Genomic DNA, 24,592 nt, shown 5'->3' with positions numbered 1-24,592 from the left:
TCCCTGGCAGAGGGTGATTATTGCCTGCAATTAAAGATATAGAGCCGAACAAATATGCCTTTTACACTTGGTCAACGCTGGATCAGCGATACAGAAAGCGAACTGGGACTTGGAACCGTTGTTGCCATGGATGCGCGCACCGTCACTTTGCTTTTCCCCTCCACCGGTGAAAACCGTCTGTATGCGCGCAGTGACTCCCCCGTGACCCGCGTGATGTTCAACCCTGGCGATACCATTACCAGCCATGAAGGCTGGCAGCTGCAAATCGATGAAGTAAAAGAAGAAAATGGTTTGCTTGCCTACATTGGCACCCGTCTTGATACCGAAGAAGCCGGCGTGACGCTGCGTGAAGTCCTGCTCGACAGCAAACTGGCGTTCAGCAAACCGCAGGATCGCCTGTTTGCTGGTCAGATTGACCGCATGGATCGGTTTGCGCTGCGCTACCGCGCACGTAAATTTCAAAGTGAGCAATACCGCATGCCGTGGAGCGGCCTGCGCGGCCAGCGCACCAGCCTGATCCCTCATCAGCTCAACATCGCCCACGACGTGGGTCGCCGTCATGCGCCGCGCGTACTGCTGGCGGATGAAGTGGGTCTGGGCAAAACCATTGAAGCCGGGATGATCCTGCATCAACAACTGCTTTCTGGCGCGGCAGAACGCGTGCTGATCATTGTGCCGGAAACCTTGCAGCATCAGTGGCTGGTCGAAATGCTGCGCCGTTTTAACCTGCGTTTCGCCCTGTTTGACGACGAGCGCTACGCCGAAGCGCAGCACGATGCGTTTAACCCGTTCGAAACCGAACAGTTGGTGATCTGCTCTCTGGACTTCGCCCGCCGTAACAAACAGCGTCTGGAACACTTGTGTGATGCCGAGTGGGATCTGCTGGTTGTCGATGAAGCCCACCATCTCGTCTGGAGCGAAGAGGCGCCGAGCCGTGAATATGTGGCGATAGAACAACTGGTGGAACGCGTGCCAGGCGTACTGTTGCTGACCGCCACCCCGGAACAACTGGGTATGGAAAGCCACTTTGCGCGTCTGCGTCTGCTGGATCCCAACCGTTTCCACGATTTCGCGCAATTTGTTGAAGAGCAGAAAAATTATCGCCCGGTTGCCGACGCCGTCGCCATGCTGCTGGCCGGTAACAAGCTCAGCAATGAAGAACTCAACATGCTGGGCGAACTGATTGGCGAGCAAGACATTGAGCCGCTGTTGCAAACCGCGAACAGCGACCGCGACGGTGCGCAGAACGCGCGTCAGGAGCTGGTCTCCATGCTGATGGACCGCCACGGCACCAGCCGCGTGCTGTTCCGTAACACCCGTAATGGCGTAAAAGGCTTCCCGAAACGCGAACTGCACACCATTAAGCTGCCGCTGCCGACGCAGTATCAGACGGCCATTAAAGTGTCCGGCATTATGGGTGCCCGCAAAAACGCCGAAGACAGAGCGCGCGACATGCTCTATCCGGAACAGATTTATCAGGAATTTGAAGGGGATACTGGCACCTGGTGGAACTTCGACCCGCGTGTTGAGTGGCTGATGGGCTACCTGACCAGCCATCGCTCGCAGAAAGTGCTGGTGATCTGTGCGAAGGCGGCAACCGCCCTGCAACTGGAGCAAGTGCTGCGCGAGCGCGAAGGTATCCGTGCGGCGGTCTTCCACGAAGGGATGTCGATTATCGAACGTGACCGCGCCGCCGCCTGGTTCGGCGAAGAGGACAGTGGCGCGCAGGTGCTGCTGTGTTCAGAAATCGGCTCGGAAGGCCGTAACTTCCAGTTTGCCAGTAACCTGGTGATGTTCGACCTGCCGTTTAACCCGGATCTGCTGGAGCAGCGTATTGGCCGTCTCGATCGCATCGGCCAGGCGCACGATATCCATATCCACGTCCCATATTTAGAGAAAACCGCCCAGTCGGTGCTGGTTCGCTGGTATCACGAAGGTCTGGATGCGTTCGAACATACCTGCCCGACCGGTCGCGCCATCTATGACTCGGTTTACAGCAACCTGATTAACTACCTGGCGGCGCCAGAAGAGACCGACGGCTTTGATGAGCTGATCAAAAGCTGTCGTGAACAACACGAAGCGCTGAAGACGCAGCTGGAACAGGGCCGCGACCGTCTGCTGGAGATCCACTCCAACGGCGGCGAAAAGGCGCAACAACTGGCTGAGAGCATTGAAGAGCAGGACGACGACACCAGCCTGATCGCCTTTGCCATGAACCTGTTTGATATCGTGGGGATTAACCAGGACGATCGCGGCGAAAACCTGATTGTACTGACCCCATCCGATCACATGCTGGTTCCGGACTTCCCGGGGCTGCCGGAAGACGGTTGTACCATTACCTTTGAACGTGACGTGGCGCTGTCGCGTGAAGACGCCCAGTTTATTACATGGGAACATCCGCTGATTCGTAACGGGCTGGATCTGATCCTCTCCGGTGATACCGGTAGCAGTACCATTTCCTTGTTGAAAAATAAGGCGCTGCCGGTCGGTACGCTGCTGCTGGAACTGGTATACGTTGTGGAAGCCCAGGCGCCGAAGCAGTTGCAGCTTAACCGCTTCCTGCCGCCGACGCCGGTGCGCATGCTGCTGGACAAAAACGGCAACAACCTCGCTGCGCAGGTGGAGTTTGAAACCTTCAACCGCCAGTTGAGTGCTGTAAACCGCCACACCGGCAGCAAGCTGGTTAACGCGGTGCAGCAGGATGTTCATGCGATTCTGCAACTGGGGGAAGCGCAGGTTGAGAAGTCCGCCCGCGCCCTGATTGACGCTGCGCGCAATGAAGCGGATGAAAAACTGTCTGCTGAACTGTCGCGCCTGGAAGCGCTGCGCGCCGTCAACCCAAACATTCGTGATGACGAACTCGCGGCGATTGAAAGCAACCGTCAGCAGGTACTGGAAAGCCTGAATCAGGCAGGATGGCGTCTGGATGCCCTGCGTCTTATCGTCGTCACGCATCAGTAACGGAGTCAAATATGGGGATGGAAAACTACAATCCGCCGCAGGATCCCTGGCTGGTTACCCTGTATCAGGATGAGCACATTATGGTGGTCAACAAGCCGAGCGGCCTGTTATCCGTGCCTGGTCGTCTTGAGGAGCATAAAGACAGCGTGATGACGCGTATTCAACGCGACTATCCGCAGGCTGAATCCGTGCATCGTCTGGATATGGCGACCAGCGGCGTGATTGTAGTCGCCCTCACCAAGGCGGCAGAGCGAGAGCTGAAGCGTCAGTTTCGCGAGCGCGAGCCGAAAAAACAGTATGTGGCGCGGGTATGGGGGCATCCCGCGCCCGCAGAGGGACTGGTGGATTTACCGCTGATCTGCGACTGGCCGAATCGTCCGAAACAGAAAGTGTGTTATGAAACCGGCAAAGCGGCGCAGACCGAATATGAAGTCGTGGAGTTCGCGGAAGATAACACCGCGCGAGTGGTGCTGAAGCCCATCACCGGGCGTTCGCACCAACTGCGCGTGCATATGCTGGCGTTAGGCCACCCCATCCTCGGCGACCGTTTTTATGCGCCGCCGGAGGCGCTGGCGCGGGCCCCCCGACTGCAACTGCATGCCGAGATGCTGACCATCACCCATCCCGCATACGGCAACAGCATGACGTTTAAAGCGCCGGCTGATTTTTAATCTTATAACGTAGCCCCTTTGAATTACGCTCGCGAATAGACACAAATCATTCGAGATGCATCGAGGCGGCAAGCGAAGAAATCCCCAGGAGCATAGATAACTATGTGACTGGGGTTTCACAGCGCGGCCAACAAAGAGGCAGCTTGAAGGATGCCGTGTATATTTATTTAAAGCCTTTCTGCTCTTTGATCAGCTCGTAAGCCTTCTGAATTTCCTGTGCTTTTTGCTTCGCCATTTCCATCATTTCGGGCGGCAGACCTTTCGCCACCAGCTTATCCGGATGGTGCTCGCTCATTTGCTTACGGTAAGCGCGTTTAATGGTGGTCGCATCGTCGGTGGACTTAACCCCCAGTACGTTGCAGGCGTCCTCCAGCGTCGGGCCGCGTTGCGCCTGCTGCCAGCCACCGCCGCCGGACTGCTGTTGATAACCGCCGCCAAACTGTGCGCCCCCTTGCATCATGCGCAGGAACTGATCGAACTGAGTCCGGGAAATACCCAGCTCTTCGGCAATCACATACAGCACTTCACGCTCGTTGGGATGCAGCGAACCATCGGCAAACGCCGCCTGAATCTGAATTTCAAGAAACATGCGAATAAGATCGAAGCGGCCAAAACAGACGCTACGAAACTGACGCATTTTTTCACGTAACGGGTAATTATCTGATTTTCCGATACGAAACGCATTTTGCGCAGCCGATCGCGATTCACCGTGCAAATTCATCCGATCCATCAGCACATTGGCGACATGGATATCGGCTTCGGTAACCCGGCCTTTCGATTTGGTTAAGTGCCCCATCACCTCAAAGGTGGTGGCAAAAAACAGCGCCTGACGCTCACGCTGGTTGGCAAACCACGCCAGTTTGCGGCTGCGAGCTTTGTCGAACATGTGGCCGATCAATAGCCCCAGAACCACGCCCCAAAAGCCGCCGCCCATGAGCAGAGCCACGGCCACGCCAATTATTTTTCCCCAGTACTGCATAGACTCCCCAATTTGTCTCACTCTCGGTGAGGCCAGGTCCCACAAAATAAGCGGCTTTTTACGATCTTTCGGCTACGGTCAATTGTGGGACATCGCCTATAATTTGCATTATCATACCTGTCATTCACAGCCGTGACTAACACCACAGACGCTATAGCGGCAGGATTAACACTAGCGCTACGAACATGAGTAAGTTAGGCTGTGGCGGTTTGTCACGCGCGACGCTACTGATGATGGAACAATAAAATACAACGTATGAAAAAACGTATTCCCACCCTTCTGGCCACCATGATTGCCACTGCCCTTTACAGTCAACAGGGTCTGGCAGCCAGTCTCGCCTCACAATGTATGTTAGGCGTGCCAAGCTATGACCGTCCTCTGGTGCAGGGCGAGACAAATGAACTCCCCGTCACGATTAATGCCGATCATGCGAAAGGAAATTATCCTGACGACGCGGTGTTTACCGGCAATGTGGACATCATGCAGGGCAACAGCCGTCTGCAGGCCGACGAGGTGCAGCTTCATCAGAAAGAGGCTCAGGGTCAGCCTGAGCCCGTGCGTACCGTTGATGCGCTCGGCAACGTCCATTACGATGACAACCAGGTTATCCTGAAAGGACCGAAGGGCTGGGCGAACCTGAACACCAAAGACACCAACGTCTGGGAAGGCGACTACCAGATGGTGGGCCGTCAGGGCCGCGGTAAAGCGGATCTGATGAAACAGCGCGGCGAAAACCGCTATACCATTCTTGAGAACGGGAGTTTCACCTCCTGTCTGCCGGGTTCTGATACCTGGAGCGTCGTTGGTAGCGAAGTGATCCACGACCGTGAAGAACAGGTCGCGGAAATCTGGAACGCCCGCTTTAAGCTGGGTCCGGTTCCGATCTTTTACAGTCCGTATTTGCAGTTGCCGGTAGGGGATAAACGCCGCTCCGGTTTCCTGATCCCCAACGCCAAGTACTCGTCGAAGAACTATTTTGAGTTCTATCTGCCGTATTACTGGAACATCGCGCCAAACATGGATGCGACCCTGACGCCGCACTATATGCACCGTCGCGGCGGCGTGATGTGGGAGAACGAATTCCGCTACCTGAGCCATGCAGGCGCCGGCATCATGGAATTCGACTATCTGAATTCCGATCGCGTCTACGACGACGAGCACCCGAACGATGACAACTCACGCCGCTGGCTGTTTTACTGGCAGCACTCGGGGGTGATGGACCAGGTGTGGCGCTTCAACGTCAACTACACCAAGGTGAGCGACTCCAGTTACTTTAATGATTTCGATAACAAGTACGGTTCAAGTACCGACGGCTACGCGACGCAGAAATTCAGCGTCGGCTACGCGGTGCAGAACTTTGACGCCACGGTCTCAACCAAACAGTTCCAGGTGTTCAGCGATCAGAACACCAGCAGTTATTCCGCTGAACCGCAGTTAGACGCCAACTTCTATCAGAACGACCTGGGTCCGTTCGATACCCGTATTTATGGCCAGGCCGTGCATTTTGTGAATACCAAAGACAACATGCCGGAAGCGACGCGTCTGCACCTGGAGCCGACCGTCAGCCTGCCGTTGTCGAACCAGTGGGGCAGCATCAACACCGAAGCGAAACTGCTGGCAACCCATTATCAGCAAACCAATCTTGACTGGTACAACAGCCGTTATTCAACCCAGCTGGACGATACCGCCAACCGTGTGATGCCGCAGTTCAAAGTCGACGGCAAGATGGTGTTTGAACGGGATATGAACATGCTCGCGCCGGGTTATACCCAGACGCTGGAGCCGCGTGCGCAGTACCTGTACGTGCCGTATCGCGACCAGAGCAACATCTATAACTACGACTCTTCCCTGCTGCAATCTGACTATACCGGCCTGTTCCGTGACCGTAGCTATGGCGGTCTGGACCGCATTGCCTCCGCCAACCAGGTCACGACGGGCGTCACATCTCGCGTATATGATGACGCAGCGGTTGAACGTTTTAATGTTTCTGTTGGTCAAATCTACTATTTCACGGAGTCTCGCACCGGCGATGACAACATCCAATGGGAGAACGATGACCAGACAGGTTCATTAGTATGGGCGGGCGACACCTACTGGCGTATTTCGGAACGTTGGGGCCTGCGTGGTGGTATTCAGTACGACACCCGTCTGGATAGCGTCGCCACCAGCAGTTCGAGTCTTGAATATCGTCGCGATGAAGACCGTCTCATACAGTTGAATTACCGTTATGCCAGCCCGGAGTATATTCAGGCAACCTTACCAAGGAACAGTGAGGATAATCGCTGGAAAGCTGAGCAGTACAAAAACGGGATCAGCCAGATCGGTACCGTCGCCAGTTGGCCAATCGCCGATCGCTGGTCGATTGTTGGTGCCTACTACTTCGACACCAACGTGAGTAAACCCGCCGACCAGATGTTGGGCGTGCAATACAACTCCTGCTGTTATGCGATCCGCGTCGGTTATGAGCGTAAGCTGAACGGTTGGGATAGCGATAAAGAACACGCGGTGTATGACAACGTGATTGGCTTTAACATTGAACTTCGCGGCCTGAGTTCCAACTACGGTCTCGGCACGAGCGAGATGTTACGTTCCAACATTTTGCCGTATCAAAACTCTTTGTGATCTGATTGATTTACCACGTAATCCGCAGTGCGGTTAATTGAAATGGAAAAAGTATGAAGAACTGGAAAACGCTGCTTCTCGGTATCGCCATGATCGCGAATACCAGTTTCGCTGCCCCGCAGGTAGTCGATAAAGTCGCAGCCGTCGTAAATAACGGTGTGGTACTGGAAAGCGACGTTGATGGCCTGATGCAGTCCGTCAAACTGAACGCCAACCAGGCAGGTCAACAGCTTCCGGACGACGCTACGCTGCGTCATCAGATCCTGGAACGTCTGATCATGGATCAGATTGTCCTGCAGATGGGTCAGAAGATGGGCGTAAAAATCTCTGACGAACAGCTTGATCAGGCGATTGCCAATATCGCTAAACAGAACAACATGACGCTGGACCAGATGCGCAGCCGTCTGGCTTACGATGGTCTGAGCTACTCAACCTACCGTAATCAGATCCGTAAAGAGATGACCATCTCTGAAGTGCGTAATAACGAAGTGCGACGCCGCGTGACGATCCTGCCGCAGGAAGTGGATGCGCTGGCGCAGCAGGTTGGCAATCAAAATGATGCCAGCACAGAACTGAATCTGAGCCACATCCTGATCCCACTGCCGGAAAACCCAACGTCTGACCAGGTGAACGAAGCAGAATCTCAGGCGCGTTCCATTGTCGATCAAGCCCGTAACGGCAGCGACTTCGGCAAACTGGCGATCACCTACTCTGCTGACCAGCAGGCGCTGAAAGGCGGCCAAATGGGTTGGGGTCGTATTCAGGAACTGCCAGGCATTTTTGCTCAGGCGCTGAGTACCGCGAAGAAAGGCGACATCGTTGGCCCGATTCGTTCCGGCGTCGGCTTCCATATCCTGAAAGTCAACGATATGCGCGGCCAGAGTCAGAGCATCTCCGTGACCGAAGTTCACGCTCGCCATATTCTGCTGAAACCATCGCCGATCATGACCGATCAGCAGGCGCGTCTGAAGCTTGAGCAAATCGCCGCTGATATTAAGAGTGGTAAAACCACCTTTGCGGCCGCAGCGAAAGAGTTCTCTCAGGATCCCGGCTCGGCTAACCAGGGCGGCGATCTGGGCTGGGCGGCTGCGGACATTTTCGATCCGGCATTCCGTGATGCATTAACCCGTATGAACAAAGGTCAGATGAGCGCACCGGTGCACTCCTCTTTCGGCTGGCACCTGATCGAACTGCTGGATACGCGTAACGTCGATAAAACCGACGCCGCGCAGAAAGATCGCGCTTACCGTATGCTGATGAACCGGAAGTTCTCAGAAGAAGCAGCAACCTGGATGCAGGAACAGCGCGCCAGCGCTTACGTTAAAATCCTGAGCAATTAATGACGGTTGCTCAACGTGTAGTGATCACTCCCGGCGAGCCCGCCGGGATTGGTCCGGATCTCGTCGTTCAACTTGCCCAGCGCGACTGGCCGGTTGAACTGGTGGTCTGTGCCGATGCCACGGTATTGGCTGACCGGGCGGCACTGCTCGGTCTTCCCCTCACGTTACGCCCTTACTCCCCACAAAGCCCTGCCCAACCGCAGACTGCCGGCACGCTTACGCTGTTACCGGTCGCACTTCGTGCGCCTGTCTTTCCAGGGCAGTTGGCCGTGGAGAATGGCGAGTATGTGGTGCAGACCCTGGCGCGTGCCTGTGACGGCTGTGTAGAGGGTGAATTTGCGGCGCTGATTACGGGCCCTGTGCATAAGGGCGTTATCAACGACGCGGGTGTGCCTTTCACCGGTCACACCGAGTTTTTTGAAGAGCGCTCGCAGGCGAAAAAAGTGGTGATGATGCTGGCGACGGAGGAGTTACGCGTCGCACTGGCGACGACCCACCTGCCGCTGCGTGACGTCGCCGATGCCATTACGCCAGCGCTGCTGCACGAAGTGATTGGCATTCTGCATCACGATCTGCGCACCAAATTTGGCGTGGACGATCCGCACGTGCTGGTCTGTGGTCTGAATCCGCATGCCGGTGAAGGGGGGCATATGGGCAGCGAGGAGATCGACACGATCGTTCCGGTGCTCGATACGCTCCGCGCGCAAGGGATGAAATTGACAGGTCCATTACCCGCCGACACGCTGTTTCAGGCCAAATATCTGCAACATGCTGATGCTGTGCTGGCGATGTACCACGATCAGGGTCTCCCCGTGCTAAAATACCAGGGATTTGGTCGTGGCGTGAATATCACGCTGGGCCTGCCCTTTATTCGTACCTCGGTGGATCACGGCACCGCGCTTGAACTGGCGGGCCGGGGTGAAGCTGATGTCGGCAGTTTTATTACGGCGCTTAATCTCGCCATCAAAATGATTGTTAATACCCAATGAATAATCGAGTCCATCAGGGCCACTTAGCCCGTAAACGCTTCGGGCAAAACTTCCTCAACGATCAGTTTGTGATCGACAGTATTGTCTCCGCCATTAACCCGCAAAAGGGTCAGGCGATGGTCGAAATCGGCCCCGGTCTGGCTGCGCTGACGGAGCCGGTTGGCGAACGTCTGGATGCGCTGACGGTCATTGAACTTGACCGCGATCTGGCCGCACGTCTGCAAACGCATCCCTTCCTGGGACCCAAGCTGACTATCTATCAGCAGGACGCCATGACCATGAATTTTGGCGAATTGTCTGAAAAGATGGGACAACCGCTACGCGTGTTCGGTAACCTGCCTTATAACATCTCTACGCCGCTGATGTTCCACCTGTTTAGCTATACTGATGCCATTGCCGATATGCACTTTATGTTGCAAAAAGAGGTGGTGAATCGTCTGGTTGCAGGACCAAACAGTAAAGCGTATGGTCGCTTAAGCGTCATGGCGCAATATTATTGTAACGTGATCCCGGTGCTTGAAGTGCCGCCGTCCGCCTTCACGCCGCCGCCAAAAGTGGATTCCGCCGTGGTGCGCCTGGTGCCGCACACCACGATGCCCTACCCGGTCAACGATATTCGCCTGTTGAGCCGCATCACCACTGAAGCGTTCAACCAGCGCCGTAAAACGATTCGTAACAGCCTCGGCAATCTGTTCAGCGTTGAGGTCTTGACGGAACTGGGTATTGACCCGGCAATGCGAGCGGAAAATATCTCTGTCGCGCAGTACTGCCAGATGGCGAACTATCTGTCAGAAAACGCGCCATCGAAGGAGAGTTAAGTATGATCAATTCGCCCCGAGTGTGTATTCAGGTTCAAAGCGTCTATATTGAAGCGCAATCCTCACCTGATGATGAACGTTACGTTTTTGCCTACACCGTAACCATCCGCAATTTGGGGCGAGCGCCCGTGCAGCTACTGGGACGCTATTGGTTGATCACCAACGGTCATGGCCGAGAAACTGAAGTCCAGGGAGAAGGTGTGGTCGGCGTTCAGCCGCACATTGAGCCTGGCGAAGAGTACCAGTACACCAGCGGCGCCGTTATTGAAACGCCGCTGGGCACGATGCAGGGTCATTACGAAATGATTGATGAGAACGGCGTCGCCTTTACCATCGATATTCCGGTTTTCCGACTCGCCGTTTCCACTCTCATTCACTAAAACAATAGCTATGGCAACATACCTTATTGGCGACGTTCACGGTTGCTACGACGAACTGATCGCATTGCTACAACAAGTCAATTTTACCCCTGAAAGCGATACCCTGTGGCTGACGGGGGATCTGGTTGCCCGTGGCCCCGGTTCACTGGACGTGCTGCGTTATGTGAAATCACTCGGCGACTGTGTGCGCCTGGTGCTGGGCAATCACGACCTGCATCTGCTGGCGGTCTTCGCCGGTATCAGTCGTAACAAACCGAAAGACCGGCTGAGTCCGCTGCTGGAAGCGCCAGACGCAGACAAACTGCTCAACTGGCTGCGTCGTCAACCGCTGTTGCAGATCGATGAAGAGAAGAAACTGGTGATGGCGCATGCGGGTATCACACCGCAGTGGGATTTGCAGACTGCCAAAGACTGCGCACGCGATGTTGAAGCGGTGCTGTCGAGTGACTCTTACCCCTTCTTCCTCGACGCCATGTATGGCGACATGCCAAATAACTGGACGCCGGAACTAACCGGACTGGCACGTCTGCGCTTTATCACCAACGCCTTTACCCGGATGCGTTACTGCTTCCCGAACGGGCAACTGGATATGTACAGCAAAGAATCTCCAGAGGATGCCCCGGCGCCATTAAAACCGTGGTTTGCCATCCCCGGACCGGTCAGTGAAGCCTATAGCATTGCGTTTGGTCACTGGGCGTCTCTGGAAGGAAAAGGAACGCCGGAGGGAATCTATGCGCTGGATACCGGGTGCTGCTGGGGAGGGAATTTAACCTGCCTGCGTTGGGAAGATAAGCAGTACTTTGTGCAGCCGTCAAACCGGCAGATGGATCTGAATGAAGGCGAGGCCGTTAACGCCTGAGATTGTGAGTGCCGGATGGCGCTGTGCTTACCCGGCCTACGAGATCGTTTTGTAGGCCGGATAAGACGCTAAGCGTCGCCATCCGGCACTCATCGCTTAGCGACGTTCCAGAATTTCGAAGCAATAGCTGTGCGAGTTCTGCCCGTCAGCGTCGTGAAATTCACTGAACACCGATTCCCAGTCGTCCGGTTCGTAGTCCGGGAAATGCGTATCCCCTTCCACTTCTGCATCAATGTGCGTCAGATACAGTTTCTGCGCTTTGGGCAGGAACTGCTCGTACACACGACCACCACCAATCACCATAATTTCTGGCGCATCACCACAGGCGGAAATCGCTTCATCAACCGATTTCACCCACTGCACGCGATCGTCAGTACCCGGCTGGCTGCTGATGACGATGTTCTTACGTCCCGGCAACGGTCGGCCGATGGATTCCCAGGTATGGCGTCCCATAACGACAGGTTTATTTAACGTATTACGTTTAAACCAGGCGAGATCCGCAGGTAGATTCCACGGCATGGCGTTTTCCATGCCAATAACGCGATCTACCGCTAACGCAGCAATCAGACTGATCATTGAATATTTCCCGGAAGCAAAAAAAATTGTCGCCACTATACGGAAAGAGCAATCTTTCGTCGACTAACGAACAGAAGAAGAGCACGAAAATTTTCCGATCTGCTGGCGAGTCCACGACTTGTCAGTGGACTCCCGGCATTACAGTAGTTCAAAAACAATTGGTTAACAGTAAAGTTTGCAGTACATCACATTTTTGACTTAGGTTGACGGTTTGACTTCTGGCTCATCAGCAACGTCTCCCGTGTGTTTGCCTTCGTCAGTCCCCTGCCAGCCATGACGCTGAATTAACGACAGATGTTCGCGATCCTCGGTGATGATTTCGCTCAGCATCGCGCTGGTACGTTTGTAGACTGCCGCCCTGGAGGTGGCGTCGTCCTCGCCCTTCGCCATCTCTTCTACCATTTGCGTATTAAAGCGACGGAACAGGTCCGCGCGTTCACGCGCTTCATAGCGGCCAAGCCCGAGACTTTCCAGCGCCAGACGCCCGGTTTTGAGCGCGCCTTCAAACGTTTCACGTTCCGGTTGCTCCACGCCCGCCTGGCGCAACCGAATGTAGTGATCGACATCGCGTGCCCGGGCAATAATTTGCAGGTTCGGGAAATGGTCTTTTACCATCTCCGTCAGCTCCAGGCTGGTTTGCGGATCGTCAATGGCGTTGATCAGCACTTCCGCTTTCGCCGCCCCGGCAGACTCCAGTAGATCCATCCGCGTCGCATCACCGTAGAACACCTTCATGCCAAATTTACGCAGCGTCTCGATGTGGTCCGGATCGTGATCGAGAACGACCATCTTCACACCGCTGGAGAGCAGTAAACGACCGGTGATCTGCCCGAAGCGTCCAAATCCGGCAATAATCACCCGCGGCTGTTCTTCATCAATTTCATCGGCTTCCCGCTCTTCACCGGTGGCCGATTTCTCCATTCGCGTGAGGATGACCAGGAAAATCGGCGTCGCCGCCATCGACAGCGCCACCGCCAGCGTCAGCGCCTTCGCCCATTGCGGATCGAGCACGTTCGCCATCTGCGCCGCGCCAAAGACGACAAACGCAAACTCACTACCCTGCCCGAGCAGTACCGCAAACCAGCGACGCTGTTTATTCGGCACCTGTAAAGGACGGGCAATCAGCCACAGCATCCCGGTTTTAATCACCAGGAAACCGACCAGCAGAATGATGATACGAAGCGGATTATCGATAAGCGTCCCGAAGTCGATAGACATACCGACGCCGATGAAAAACAGCCCCAACAGCAGCCCTTTGAACGGTTCGATGTCGCTTTCCAGCGCGTGACGATACTCAGAGCTTGCCAGCAATACGCCAGCCAGGAACGCCCCCATCGCCATCGACAATCCGACTTCTTCAAGCAACAGCCCGAAGCCAAAGACCAGAAACAGCGCCACGGCGCTGAATACTTCGCGCAGGCCAGAACGCGCAACGAAACGTAGCGCCGGGCGGGTCACATAGCGCCCCAGCAGTACCACCAGGACTAACGCACCAGCCACCTTCAGCGCCGACAGCGCGAATGCCCCAAGCGTGGTTGACGCCCCGCTGGTCGCCAGTAACGGAATCATTGCCACCAGCGGAATCGCTGCGATGTCCTGGAACAGCAGCACGGCAAAAGCGCTGCGTCCCATCTGCGAAACGGTCAGGTTGCGCTCATTCATCGCCTGCATGGCTATCGCCGTGGAGGAGAGCGCCAGCGTCATACCAATCAGTTCCGCCACCTGCCAGCGCAGGCCGAGGAACATACAAAACAGACCAATCAGGCCGCCGCAGACCACCATCTGTAGCGCGCCGCCGCCAAACACCGAGGCGCGTAGTTTCCATAGCCGCTGGGGATCGAGTTCCAGGCCAATGACGAACAGCATCAGCACCACGCCGATTTCAGCAAAGTGCAGAATAGATTCGGCATCGGTCACCAGACGTAAACCCCAGGGGCCGATGATGCAACCCGCAATGAGATAGCCCAGCACCGAGCCTAAGCCCAACCGGACGGCAATCGGCACGATCAGCGCCGCCGACCCAAGATAAATCAGCGCCTGTATGAGCGTATGGCTATCCATTGTGCGCCTCCTGCCATTCCATCAGTCGTTGCTTGTAATGACGCGCCTGCGCCTGCAGCGTTTCATCGTCACAGATAAACGTACAATGCATCGCAAACGGCACAAGCCAGTTGAGTCCGCAGTAGATCGCCGTCGCCTGGAGCGGCTGTGAGAGTACGTCAAAACCCGGGTGCGATCCGATATCGAAGTGAGTATCGCCGCCGCCGGTGGTCACCGCCCACATGAGCTGCTTACCGCGCAGCGCGGTCCCGCCGTGACCATAGGCCCAGCCGTGGGAAAGCACTTTATCCATCCACAGTTTGAGTAAGGGGGGAACGCTGTACCACTGCATAGGATGCTGCCAGACGATCAGGTCAGCGCGAGAAAGCGCCTCTTGTTCCGCGGCAATATCGATATTGAAGTCAGGATAGAGTTCATAGAGCGAACGCACTTCGACGCCTTCCAGCGTCCTTGCCTGCTCAAGCATCCGTTTATTCGCATGCGAATGCTGCGGATAAGGATGCGCATAAATGATGAGAATCATGATTAGCCTGTTATTTTACCACTCTGTTTTATAAGAGAGTGTAGTCAGTAAACCAACAGGCTAATAGTGAATATTATTGAGCGGATGAATGGGGAAAATTGAACTAGTTATCCAGCTCGCTCATATTTTTCACCTGATCGCGGTTAATTTGCTCCGTCTGACCCGTTTCTGCATTTTTGTAGGAGACCAGGCCCGTGTCATCATCCACCTGCGGTTTACCGTCGGTGACAATGGTTCGGCCATCGGTCGTACGCACAGCCTGGTTCGAGGAGCAGCCGGCGAGAGTGAAGACGGTTGCTGCGGCAAAAATGGAAGCGATTAATAGTTTCTTTTGCATGGTGTTCTCCCTGCTTTTCAGTCATTTTCAGTGATATACCCATTAACTGTAGACGCGCTGACTGAGGTTGAGGGCAAATACAGAACACTCTGAAGGCTCACCTTAACATAACGGTTTCCTGCGAATCGTCATTGTACTGGTCTGGGCAAGCGTCAGACCGCGCGTTTCTGGCGCGAAGGCAATGGAGACCAGCAGCCCGACCAACGAGATCCCCGCCCCCATCAGCATCACCTGACTAATGCCATATTTAGTGATGAAAATAGGCAGCGCCCAGGTGGAGAGGATGGTACCAACACGGCTCAACGACATGATGACCCCCACCGCGGAGGCGCGGATGTCGGTCGGGAACAGTTCATTGGGATAGAGCCATTGTAAATTCCCCGGCCCACCGGAGAAAAAGGCGTACACCGCGAATGCCGTCACCACCAGCCAGATCCCCATTTCCGGGATCAGCCCCAGCACCGCCAGCGCCAGCGTCATCATCACGAAGCTGCCAATCAGCAGCGGCCTCCGCCCCGCGCTGTTCAGCCAGAACATTGGCGGAATACAGCCCAACATAAAGAACAGGCTGATCACCACATTTCCCAGCGCTGCGCTCTTCCCGGCGCCCAGTCCCAACAGGCCGACGATCTGCGGACCAAAGGTGTAAATGGCAAACATCGGGATCACCTGACAAGTCCAGATCGCAGCGACAAACAGCACGAACGGAAAGTGACGACGATTAAACAACTGCAAAAAGCGCGTCTCCTGCGCCGTGTCTTCATCGAACGCCACCGGCTCGCCGAACAGTTTGATCATCATCGCTTCGCACTCTTTGACCCGGCCTTTACGCAACAGCCAGCGTGGGGACTCGGGCAGATCGAAGCGGCCGATCAGGATCAGCAGGCAAGGGATCGCCGCGCTGCCCAGCATCCAGCGCCAGCCGCCCTCGACGTCATACAACCAGTAACCAACCAGATCGGCACAGGTCGCGCCGACGTACCACATCGCCGCAATAAAACTGATCGAGAAGGCGCGTTGGCGAGTACTGGAAAACTCGGTAATCATCGAGGTAGCAATGGGATAATCCGCGCCAATCACCACGCCAATCAGCACCCGCATCACCAGCAGCTCAAGCGGAGAGGAGACAAACATGGTGGCCACCGATATCACCCCAATAGCGATGATATCGATGAGGAACATTTTGCGCCGCCCCACCTTGTCCGAGATATAGCCAAACAGCGAAGTGCCGACAAACAGCCCGGCCAGCGTTCCTGCGCCCAGCAGGCCAATCCAGTCGGCATCCAGCTTCAGCGCAGGCGTGAGCTGTTCCAGCGCGACGCCAATCATCACCAGCACATACCCGTCCAGAAACGGTCCACCGCTTCCCCACAGCATGATCCTGCGGTGAATAGAGGAGAACTGGATGTCATCAAAGTTCCTGGGCTGTTGCATGGCAATGTCCTGTTTGCCGACATTCGGCATTAGTGCTTAACTGCCTGATGGCGATGCGCTTATCAGGCCTACTTATCCCCCGTAGGCCGGATAAGGCGTTTTCGCCGCCATCCGGCAGTGGAGCGTATAACCTGTACTCATTAACCGTAACGAAACTCCACGCCGAAGGTGCCGCGCGGGTACTCCCATTTTTCCAGCGCCGTATCAAGTCCGAGAATTCGACACGTTCCGCACTCCAGACATCCGGCATAATCAAAGCGCACGCTGCCATCATCCTGCTTTTTGTATAACCCGGCAGGACAGGCTTTGATCAACACCTCCAGCACCTGTTTGTCCGGTGCTGTCTTCATGATGATGTGCGGATGCTCTTCATCGACATTGAATTTGTTGACGCCCAGCTTGACGTCTACGTTGACGGGAGAAGTCATAATACGGTCACTCCTTTAATGCCATCCTTCATCAGGTTGATGAAGCCCACCTTCTTCGCATGGCGCAGGATCTTCTTACGCATCGGCACCGGCGCGCTGCCATCGACGGTAAAGAGGTCGCGTGCGATACCGACGACCATTTCCGGATAACGGGTAAACATGCGTGGGTTATCGAGGAACGCGGGCAGCCGCTGATACATGCGCATATCACGCATCGGGCCGTTGTCGAGATGCTGACGATATTCCGCCAGTCCCTGACGGCTAAAGTCATTGCTTTGCATGGCAGAAAGCACCGTTTTCGCCGCCGCTTCACCTGCTGCCACCGCGAGATCCATCCCGCGAATCGTGAAGCCGAGATTCATACACATGCCCGCCGCGTCGCCAGCAATCAGCACGCCGTCGCCCACCAGCTCAGGCTGCATGTTCATCCCGGCCTCCGGCACCACGTGCGCCGCGTATTCCACCAGTTTGCCGCCCGCGATCAGCGGGGCAACGGCCGGATGCTGTTTGAAATCTTCCAGCATTTGCGGGACCGATTTTTTCGCCTCTTGCAGATGATGAAGCCCGCATACCAGCCCCAGTGACAGGGTATTTTCATTGGTATACAGGAAGCCACCGCCCATCAGACCATCCGTAGGTGATCCAGCGAACAGACAGGCCGCCCCTTCGTTACCCTGCAACTGGAAGCGATCTTCAATCACCGACTTCGGCAATTCGATCAGCTCTTTCACGCCGACCGCCACGTGCGCGGCTTCAACGCGTTTCGCCATCCCGAGCTTTTCCGCCAGCAGGGAGTTGACGCCATCGGCGAGGATCACCACTCTCGATTCGATGACGTCGCCATCCGCTTCCACGCCAATGACTTTGCCATCACGCTGCACGACATTATCCACGCGGATCCCGGTGATTAACTGCGCGCCGGCCTCTTCCGCCTGCTCCATCAGCCAGGCGTCAAATTTACTGCGCAACACCGAATAAGAGACCTGCGACGGGCCCGCCTTTTCACCGTTGAGATAGTCCACGGTCATCGCCCCGTTATCGGTCATAAAGGCGAGTTTTTCGTGAGTAATGACCCGTTCAACAGGGGCCTGCTTAGCAAAGCCTGGAATAATGCGCTCCAGACTGTGGGCGTATATACGCCCACCGGTGACATTCTTCGCGCCAGCGGAATTTCCGCGCTCGATAACCAACACCTGAGCCCCTTCGCGGGCGAGCACCAGGGCCGCGACAGAACCGGCAAGCCCCGCGCCCACGATGATGGCATCAAAGATATCTTCGGACATACGTACTCCCTGCCTGAATGGGTTAGCGTGCCAGTGCGGTCGTCAGCGCGGGCAGGATCTTCAGCGCATCGCCGACAATGCCGTAATCCGCGTACTGAAAGATCGGCGCATTTTTGTCTTTGTTGATGGCAAAAATAGTCTGCGCGCCGTTCGCCCCGACCATGTGCTGGATCTGCCCGGAGATCCCCACCGCCAGGTACAGTTCCGGCTTGAGCATCAGATTCGAGATCCCGACATAGCGCTCATGCTCCATCCACTTCTCGTTTTCGGCGACCGGACGCGAGCAGGCCAGTTCCGCGCCAATGGCCTGACACAGCGCTTGCGCCAGTGAGATGTTCTCTTTGCTGCCGATACCGCGTCCCACGCTGACCACCAGCCGGGCTTTGTCGAGATCGACGCTGTTACTCTGACGTGGCTGCGTCGCGGTGCGCGTGACGGTAATGGCCGGCGCCTGCCAGGCTACGCTGTGCGTCTCGCCGCTGCGAGTCGCATCCGGCTGTTGCGCCTCAAAAGTACCGCTACTGAGCGTCAGTACCGCAAACGGCGTGGAGAGCGTTTCTTCGCCTATCGCCAGACCGCCATACACCATGTGTTTGACCGTCGCCCGGCCATCCTGCTGCGTCACGGCGCTGGCATCGTTAGAAACCGCCGCCGCGAGGCGATAACCCAGTTTTGCCGCCAGCAGTTTGCCGCGACGGGTGTTGGGCAGCAGCACCAGGCCAGAATCGCCCTGTTGACGAACGGTCTGCGCCATGACGTCCGCATAATCTTCCACCATGCGATCGTCCGGCTTGCCGCTCAGTTGCCAGACGTGATGTGCGCCCAACTGAATGGCCGTGGTCGCCTCATCGGCGCTTTGTACAAATGCGTTAACCTGTTCACCTAAAATCTGCGCGCCGCTCATCAGTTCCGGCAGGCGAGACGCGGTATCGCTGAATACCCAGACGCTGGAAAACTTGCTCATAACATCCCCTTCTTAATTAATAATTTTGCGCAGACTATCGGCAAACGCAGCGATCTGATCTTCACCATCGCCTTCAATCACCATGCGCTGGCGCTCACGTTGTTTCGGTGCGGCCACCGTTTGCGTGGACCAGGCTTCCCCGGCGCTAAAGCCAATGTCCGCCGCTGACCAGACCTGAACCGGTTTTTTCGCCGCCCCCAGAATGGCTTTCATCGACGGAATTTGTGGGGAGTTAATGTCAGTGGAAACGGCCACGACCGCCGGAAGCGGAATGCTCAGCGTTTCAATTTCATCTTCCAGTTCACGTTCAACGGTCAGCGTACTTTCCGTCAGAGAGAGGATTTTACTCACGCCGTTGATGGCGGGAATGTTCAGCGTTTCGCCTACCAGCAGGCTGACCTGCTGAGCGTAGAGATCGGAGGAGCCGTCGCCGCAGAGAATCAGGTCAAAACCCGACTTTTGCGCGGCAGCGGCCAGCGCTGCGGCAGTCTGTTGTGGCAGTGCCTGCTCGAACCGATCGTCAATGACGACGACCAGTTCGTCCGGGCCGCGGGAGAGGACATCCTTACGCCCTTTCGCGTTGGTTAACGCCTTGCCGCCCACGCTCAGGGCAACCACCTGCGCGTCGCTGGCCTGCTGTTTCAACTGGCAGGCGGCTTCAATCGCATTCAGATCGTACTGGCTGATTTTGCCATCTGCTTTGCTGAAATCTAATGAACCATCTGCGTGATTGACGACAATATCCTGTTCATCGGGTACGCACTTGTAGCAAGTAATTATCTTCATTGCATCTCCAGAAATCATGAAGGAAACGTATTTATATCGGCGGTGTTAAATACAGATATCACGCTCTTTAATTCGGAAATAAAACCATAATCACCAATATTGAAAATGTCACACACTGATATTCGCAACTTTCAATATTGTTAAGCACCTCACCAATATTGAAACCCGGCGTCAAAAAGAAATATTTTCAATATTGCCTGGCAGATCACCAATATTGAACGCCAAACGGTGAAAAACCCATCAAACTCAAACATAACACAATGATTTACAATACATTTTAAAGATAATCAGCACCAAATCGCCCCAAACAAAAAGTGTGACAAAGATTACAGAATGCCGCAAAACGAATACCCATTATGAGTTACTCGCCAACGCGTCCTGAGGTTAAACGGGTATCAACAAATATTTAATAAAAATAAACAAAAATAAAACAAACGGGAACGCTAAATAAATTTCGTTTTCAACCTGGAATTCACTCATGAAAAATGAAAAGAGAAAGACTGGAATTGAGCCAAAGGTTTTTTTCCCGCCGCTAATAATAGTCGGAATACTTTGCTGGCTAACGGTACGCGATCTCGATGCCGCAAACGTCGTTATTAATGCCGTCTTCAGTTATGTCACCAATGTCTGGGGATGGGCATTTGAGTGGTATATGGTCATTATGCTCATCGGCTGGTTCTGGCTGGTGTTTGGTCCCTACGCGAAAAAGAAATTAGGTGACGAGAAACCGGAGTTCAGCACCGCCAGCTGGATCTTCATGATGTTCGCCTCCTGTACCTCTGCCGCCGTGCTGTTCTGGGGATCGATAGAGATTTACTACTACATCTCCACACCGCCGTTTGGCCTCGAACCTAACTCCACCGGGGCGAAAGAGATTGGCCTTGCTTACAGCCTGTTCCACTGGGGGCCGCTGCCGTGGGCGACCTATAGCTTCCTCTCCGTGGCCTTCGCCTACTTCTTCTTTGTACGCAAGATGGACGTCATTCGTCCCAGCTCCACGCTGGTGCCGCTGGTCGGCGAAAAACACGCCAAAGGGCTGTTCGGCACCATCATCGATAACTTCTATCTGGTCGCACTGATCTTCGCGATGGGCACCAGCCTTGGGCTGGCGACGCCGCTGGTCACCGAATGTATGCAGTACCTGTTTGGTATCCCGCATACGCTACAACTGGATGCGATCATCATTACCTGCTGGATCATTCTGAACGCTATTTGCGTGGCCTGCGGCCTGCAAAAAGGGGTCAGGATCGCCAGTGACGTGCGCAGCTATCTGAGCTTCCTGATGCTCGGCTGGGTGTTCATCGTCAGCGGCGCCAGCTTCATCATGAACTATTTCACCGACTCCGTCGGGACGCTGCTGATGTATCTGCCGCGCATGCTGTTCTACACCGACCCGATCGCCAAAGGCGGTTTCCCGCAGGGCTGGACCGTCTTCTACTGGGCGTGGTGGGTGATTTACGCCATCCAGATGAGCATCTTCCTGGCGCGTATCTCTCGCGGTCGTACCGTGCGTGAACTGTGCTTTGGCATGGTGCTGGGCCTGACGGCCTCCACCTGGATCCTGTGGACGGTACTGGGCAGCAACACCCTGCTGCTGATGGATAAAAACATCATCAACATCCCACAACTGATTGCCGATCACGGCGTGCCGCGCGCGATTATCGAAACCTGGGCCGCTCTGCCGCTCAGCACCGCTACGATGTGGGGATTCTTTATTCTCTGTTTCATTGCCACCGTCACGCTGATCAACGCCTGCTCTTACACCCTGGCAATGTCGACCTGTCGTGAAGTGCGCGATGGCGAAGAGCCGCCGCTGCTGGTGCGTATCGGCTGGTCGGTGCTGGTCGGCGTGATTGGCATCGTGCTGCTGGCGCTCGGCGGCCTGAAGCCAATACAAACCGCGATTATCGCCGGGGGCTGCCCGCTGTTCTTCGTCAACATTATGGTGACGCTCTCCTTTATCAAAGACGCCAAAGTGCACTGGAAAGATAAATAAACCTAATTACCCCATGACATAGAGGTTAGAAGATGGATTTCAATTTCAATGATGAGCAGGAACTGTTTGTCGCCGGTATTCGTGAACTGATGGCCAGTGAGAACTGGGAAGCCTATTTTGCCGAGTGCGATCGCGACAGCGTGTATCCGGAGCGTTTCGTGAAAGCGCTGGCGGACATGGGCATCGATAGCCTGCTGATCCCGGAAGAACATGGCGGCCTGGAAGCCGGATTCGTCACCGTCGCTGCCGTCTGGATGGAACTGGGACGCCTCGGTGCGCCCACCTACGTGCTGTATCAGTTGCCGGGCGGTTTTAATACCTTCCTGCGCGAAGGTACCCAGGAGCAGATCGATAAAATCATGGCGTTCCAGGGAACCGGGAAACAAATGTGGAACTCCGCCATCACCGAACCGGGAGCGGGATCGGATGTTGGCAGTCTGAAAACCACTTATACCCGCAAAAATGGTAAGGTTTATCTTAATGGTAGTAAGTGTTTTATCACCAGTAGCGCCTACACCCCTTATATCGTGGTTATGGCAAGAGACGGCGCTTCCCCGGATAAACCTATCTATACCGAATGGTTTGTCGACATGAGCAAACCCGGCATCAAGGTCAACAAACTTGAGAAGTTGGGTTTGCGCATGGACAGCTGCTGTGAAATCAACTTTGACGATGTCGAGCTGGACGAAAAAGACATGTTCGGTCGGGAAGGTAACGGCTTTAACCGCGTAAAAGAAGAGTTCGACCACGAACGTTTCCTGGTAGCCCTCACCAACTACGGTACAGCAATGTGCGCCTTTGAAGATGCAGCGCGCTACGCCAACCAGCGCGTGCAGTTTGGTGAAACGATCGGTCGTTTCCAACTGATCCAGGAGAAGTTCGCCCATATGGCGATCAAATTAAACTCCATGAAAAACATGCTGCTGGAAGCCGCGTGGAAAGCCGACAACGGCACCATCACCTCGGGTGATGCCGCGATGTGTAAATACTTCTGCGCCAATGCGGCGTTTGACGTGGTGGACACCTCCATGCAGGTCCTTGGCGGCGTAGGGATTGCGGGCAACCACCGCATCACCCGTTTCTGGCGTGACCTGCGCGTTGACCGCGTGTCCGGCGGCTCTGATGAAATGCAGATCCTGACGCTCGGTCGCGCCGTGTTGAAACAATACCGTTAAGACGGCGACATGCCCGGTAGCGCTGTGCTTACCGGGCCAATGCTTTGTAGGCCGGATAAGGCGTTTACGCCGCCATCCGGCGCCGATTGCCTGATGGCGACGCCTTGCGTCTTATCAGGCCTACAAATTTATCAGGAGTCTTTTATGGATCGTCTACCCATGCCTGCTTTTGGGCCGCTTGCCGGACTGCGGGTTGTCTTCTCCGGGATCGAAATCGCCGGACCATTCGCCGGGCAGATGTTTGCCGAGTGGGGCGCAGAAGTGATCTGGATTGAGAACGTCGCCTGGGCCGATACCATCCGCGTTCAGCCGAACTATCCGCAGCTGTCGCGGCGTAATTTGCACGCGCTCTCGCTGAATATTTTCAAAGATGAAGGGCGGGAAGCGTTTCTGAAACTGATGGAAACCACCGATATCTTCATTGAAGCCAGTAAAGGTCCGGCGTTTGCCCGCCGTGGAATCACCGATGACGTCCTGTGGCAACATAACCCGAAACTGGTTATCGCTCACCTGTCCGGCTTCGGCCAGTACGGTACCGAGGAGTACACCAACCTTCCGGCCTATAACACCATCGCTCAGGCCTTCAGCGGCTATCTGATCCAAAACGGCGACGTCGACCAGCCGATGCCCGCCTTCCCGTACACCGCCGACTACTTTTCCGGCATGACGGCCACCACCGCCGCGCTGGCGGCATTGTATAAGGTGCGGGAAACCGGCAAAGGCGAAAGCATCGATGTTGCGATGTACGAAGTGATGCTGCGCATGGGTCAGTACTTCATGATGGATTACTTCAACGGCGGCGAAATTTGCCCGCGCATGACCAAAGGTAAAGATCCCTACTACGCCGGTTGCGGGCTGTATAAATGCGCCGACGGTTACATCGTGATGGAGCTGGTCGGGATTACGCAGGTCACCGAATGCTTTAAAGACATCGGCCTGGCCCACATTCTCGGTACGCCGGAAGTGCCGGAAGGAACTCAGCTGATTCACCGCGTCGAGTGTCCGTATGGACCGCTGGTCGAAGAGAAACTGGATGCGTGGCTGGGCGCACATACCATAGAGGAAGTACAGGCGCGTTTCGCCGAGCTGAATATCGCCTGCGCCAAAGTGCTGACCATTCCGGAACTGGAAGGCAATCCGCAGTACGTTGCCCGCGAATCCATTACCCAGTGGCAAACGATGGATGGCCGCACCTGTAAAGGGCCAAACATCATGCCGAAATTCAAAAACAACCCGGGGAAAATCTGGCGTGGCATGCCGTCGCACGGCATGGATACCGCCGCCATTCTGAAAAATATCGGTTACAACGACGCAGACATTAAGGAACTGGTCAGTAAAGGTCTGGCCAAAGTTGAGAACTAGACGCGACGCGCTGACCGGCTCGTCTGGTTAGCGCAACGCCTGTGAAGA

The 24,592-nt window shown here is 55.3% G+C and carries 21 protein-coding genes; 11 read left to right on the top strand and 10 right to left on the bottom strand.

Annotation, left to right across the window (positions count from 1 at the left end):
* Positions 1-54: 54 nt before the first annotated feature.
* Positions 55-2,961, top strand: a complete 2,907-nt coding sequence (gene rapA / locus AL479_RS13355; RefSeq protein ID WP_061076401.1) for an RNA polymerase-associated protein RapA — start codon at positions 55-57, stop codon at positions 2,959-2,961.
* Between the two features lie 11 nt (positions 2,962-2,972).
* The gene (rluA, locus tag AL479_RS13350) at positions 2,973-3,632 is read left to right on the top strand and encodes a bifunctional tRNA pseudouridine(32) synthase/23S rRNA pseudouridine(746) synthase RluA (protein WP_061076400.1); all 660 of its coding nucleotides are present in this window, start codon (positions 2,973-2,975) and stop codon (positions 3,630-3,632) included.
* A gap of 163 nt (positions 3,633-3,795) precedes the next feature.
* On the opposite strand, the gene djlA is transcribed toward rluA, so the two are convergent.
* Entirely contained in the window at positions 3,796-4,611 is an 816-nt protein-coding gene (gene djlA, locus AL479_RS13345; protein WP_061076399.1) for a co-chaperone DjlA, read from the bottom strand.
* A gap of 255 nt (positions 4,612-4,866) precedes the next feature.
* Here djlA and lptD point away from each other — a divergent pair, with 255 nt between their 5' ends.
* Genes lptD through apaH form a run of 6 tightly spaced genes read left to right on the top strand, consistent with a single transcriptional unit; the run spans position 4,867 to position 11,619 of the window.
* Positions 4,867-7,233, top strand: a complete 2,367-nt coding sequence (lptD, locus tag AL479_RS13340; protein WP_061076398.1) for an LPS assembly protein LptD — start codon at positions 4,867-4,869, stop codon at positions 7,231-7,233.
* 53 nt (positions 7,234-7,286) lie between these two features.
* On the top strand, positions 7,287-8,573 hold the full coding sequence (gene surA, locus AL479_RS13335; protein ID WP_042997967.1) for a peptidylprolyl isomerase SurA: 1,287 nt from the start codon (positions 7,287-7,289) through the stop codon (positions 8,571-8,573).
* A complete protein-coding gene (gene pdxA / locus AL479_RS13330) occupies positions 8,573-9,562 on the top strand; it encodes a 4-hydroxythreonine-4-phosphate dehydrogenase PdxA (RefSeq protein WP_061076397.1) in 990 nt (329 codons plus the stop codon). Before surA ends, pdxA begins: the two co-directional genes overlap by 1 nt.
* A complete protein-coding gene (gene rsmA, locus AL479_RS13325) occupies positions 9,559-10,380 on the top strand; it encodes a 16S rRNA (adenine(1518)-N(6)/adenine(1519)-N(6))-dimethyltransferase RsmA (RefSeq protein ID WP_061076396.1) in 822 nt (273 codons plus the stop codon). Before pdxA ends, rsmA begins: the two co-directional genes overlap by 4 nt.
* Positions 10,381-10,382: 2 nt before the next feature.
* Complete coding sequence (gene apaG / locus AL479_RS13320) at positions 10,383-10,760, top strand: Co2+/Mg2+ efflux protein ApaG (protein WP_046475370.1); 378 nt, start codon at positions 10,383-10,385, stop codon at positions 10,758-10,760.
* A 10-nt stretch (positions 10,761-10,770) separates the two neighbouring features.
* Positions 10,771-11,619, top strand: coding sequence for a bis(5'-nucleosyl)-tetraphosphatase (symmetrical) ApaH (gene apaH, locus AL479_RS13315; protein WP_061076395.1), 849 nt, complete (start codon positions 10,771-10,773; stop codon positions 11,617-11,619).
* Between the two features lie 96 nt (positions 11,620-11,715).
* On the opposite strand, the gene folA is transcribed toward apaH, so the two are convergent.
* From folA to AL479_RS13265, 9 genes are all read right to left on the bottom strand, one after another.
* A complete protein-coding gene (gene folA, locus AL479_RS13310; RefSeq protein WP_061076394.1) occupies positions 11,716-12,195 on the bottom strand; it encodes a type 3 dihydrofolate reductase in 480 nt (159 codons plus the stop codon).
* 198 nt (positions 12,196-12,393) lie between these two features.
* A complete protein-coding gene (gene kefC / locus AL479_RS13300; RefSeq protein WP_061076393.1) occupies positions 12,394-14,256 on the bottom strand; it encodes a glutathione-regulated potassium-efflux system protein KefC in 1,863 nt (620 codons plus the stop codon).
* Positions 14,249-14,779 carry a glutathione-regulated potassium-efflux system oxidoreductase KefF gene (gene kefF, locus AL479_RS13295; protein WP_061076392.1) on the bottom strand — a complete coding sequence of 177 codons (531 nt, stop codon included), beginning with the start codon at positions 14,777-14,779 and terminating at the stop codon, positions 14,249-14,251. The genes kefC and kefF overlap by 8 nt, the downstream gene beginning before the upstream one ends.
* 103 nt (positions 14,780-14,882) lie before the next feature.
* A complete protein-coding gene (locus AL479_RS13290; RefSeq protein WP_061076391.1) occupies positions 14,883-15,116 on the bottom strand; it encodes a YgdI/YgdR family lipoprotein in 234 nt (77 codons plus the stop codon).
* A 102-nt stretch (positions 15,117-15,218) separates the two neighbouring features.
* Positions 15,219-16,550 (bottom strand): MFS transporter, encoded by a 1,332-nt coding sequence (locus tag AL479_RS13285; protein ID WP_061077977.1) that lies wholly within the window; start codon positions 16,548-16,550, stop codon positions 15,219-15,221.
* 140 nt (positions 16,551-16,690) lie between these two features.
* The gene (fixX, locus tag AL479_RS13280; protein WP_042997977.1) at positions 16,691-16,978 is read right to left on the bottom strand and encodes a ferredoxin-like protein FixX; all 288 of its coding nucleotides are present in this window, start codon (positions 16,976-16,978) and stop codon (positions 16,691-16,693) included.
* Positions 16,975-18,261, bottom strand: a complete 1,287-nt coding sequence (locus AL479_RS13275) for an FAD-dependent oxidoreductase (protein ID WP_061076390.1) — start codon at positions 18,259-18,261, stop codon at positions 16,975-16,977. Before AL479_RS13275 ends, fixX begins: the two co-directional genes overlap by 4 nt.
* A 22-nt stretch (positions 18,262-18,283) precedes the next feature.
* Positions 18,284-19,225 (bottom strand): electron transfer flavoprotein subunit alpha/FixB family protein, encoded by a 942-nt coding sequence (locus AL479_RS13270; RefSeq protein ID WP_061076389.1) that lies wholly within the window; start codon positions 19,223-19,225, stop codon positions 18,284-18,286.
* A 12-nt stretch (positions 19,226-19,237) separates the two neighbouring features.
* Positions 19,238-20,011, bottom strand: coding sequence for an electron transfer flavoprotein FixA (locus AL479_RS13265; RefSeq protein ID WP_061076388.1), 774 nt, complete (start codon positions 20,009-20,011; stop codon positions 19,238-19,240).
* Between the two features lie 478 nt (positions 20,012-20,489).
* Between AL479_RS13265 and caiT the strand changes: the two genes are divergently transcribed.
* The 3 genes from caiT (at position 20,490) to caiB (ending at position 24,544) form a co-directional block, all read left to right on the top strand.
* A complete protein-coding gene (caiT, locus tag AL479_RS13260) occupies positions 20,490-22,007 on the top strand; it encodes an L-carnitine/gamma-butyrobetaine antiporter (protein ID WP_061076387.1) in 1,518 nt (505 codons plus the stop codon).
* A 32-nt stretch (positions 22,008-22,039) separates the two neighbouring features.
* The gene (caiA, locus tag AL479_RS13255) at positions 22,040-23,182 is read left to right on the top strand and encodes a crotonobetainyl-CoA dehydrogenase (protein WP_061076386.1); all 1,143 of its coding nucleotides are present in this window, start codon (positions 22,040-22,042) and stop codon (positions 23,180-23,182) included.
* Between the two features lie 144 nt (positions 23,183-23,326).
* Positions 23,327-24,544, top strand: a complete 1,218-nt coding sequence (gene caiB, locus AL479_RS13250; RefSeq protein ID WP_061076385.1) for an L-carnitine CoA-transferase — start codon at positions 23,327-23,329, stop codon at positions 24,542-24,544.
* The last annotated feature ends 48 nt before the right edge of the window (positions 24,545-24,592 follow it).

It is taken from the genome of Citrobacter amalonaticus (assembly GCF_001559075.2).
GTDB classification, from domain to species: Bacteria; Pseudomonadota; Gammaproteobacteria; order Enterobacterales; family Enterobacteriaceae; genus Citrobacter_A; species Citrobacter_A amalonaticus_F.
Note: the sequence above shows the minus strand (reverse complement) of the source record. Positions and strands in the feature narration are given on the sequence as shown.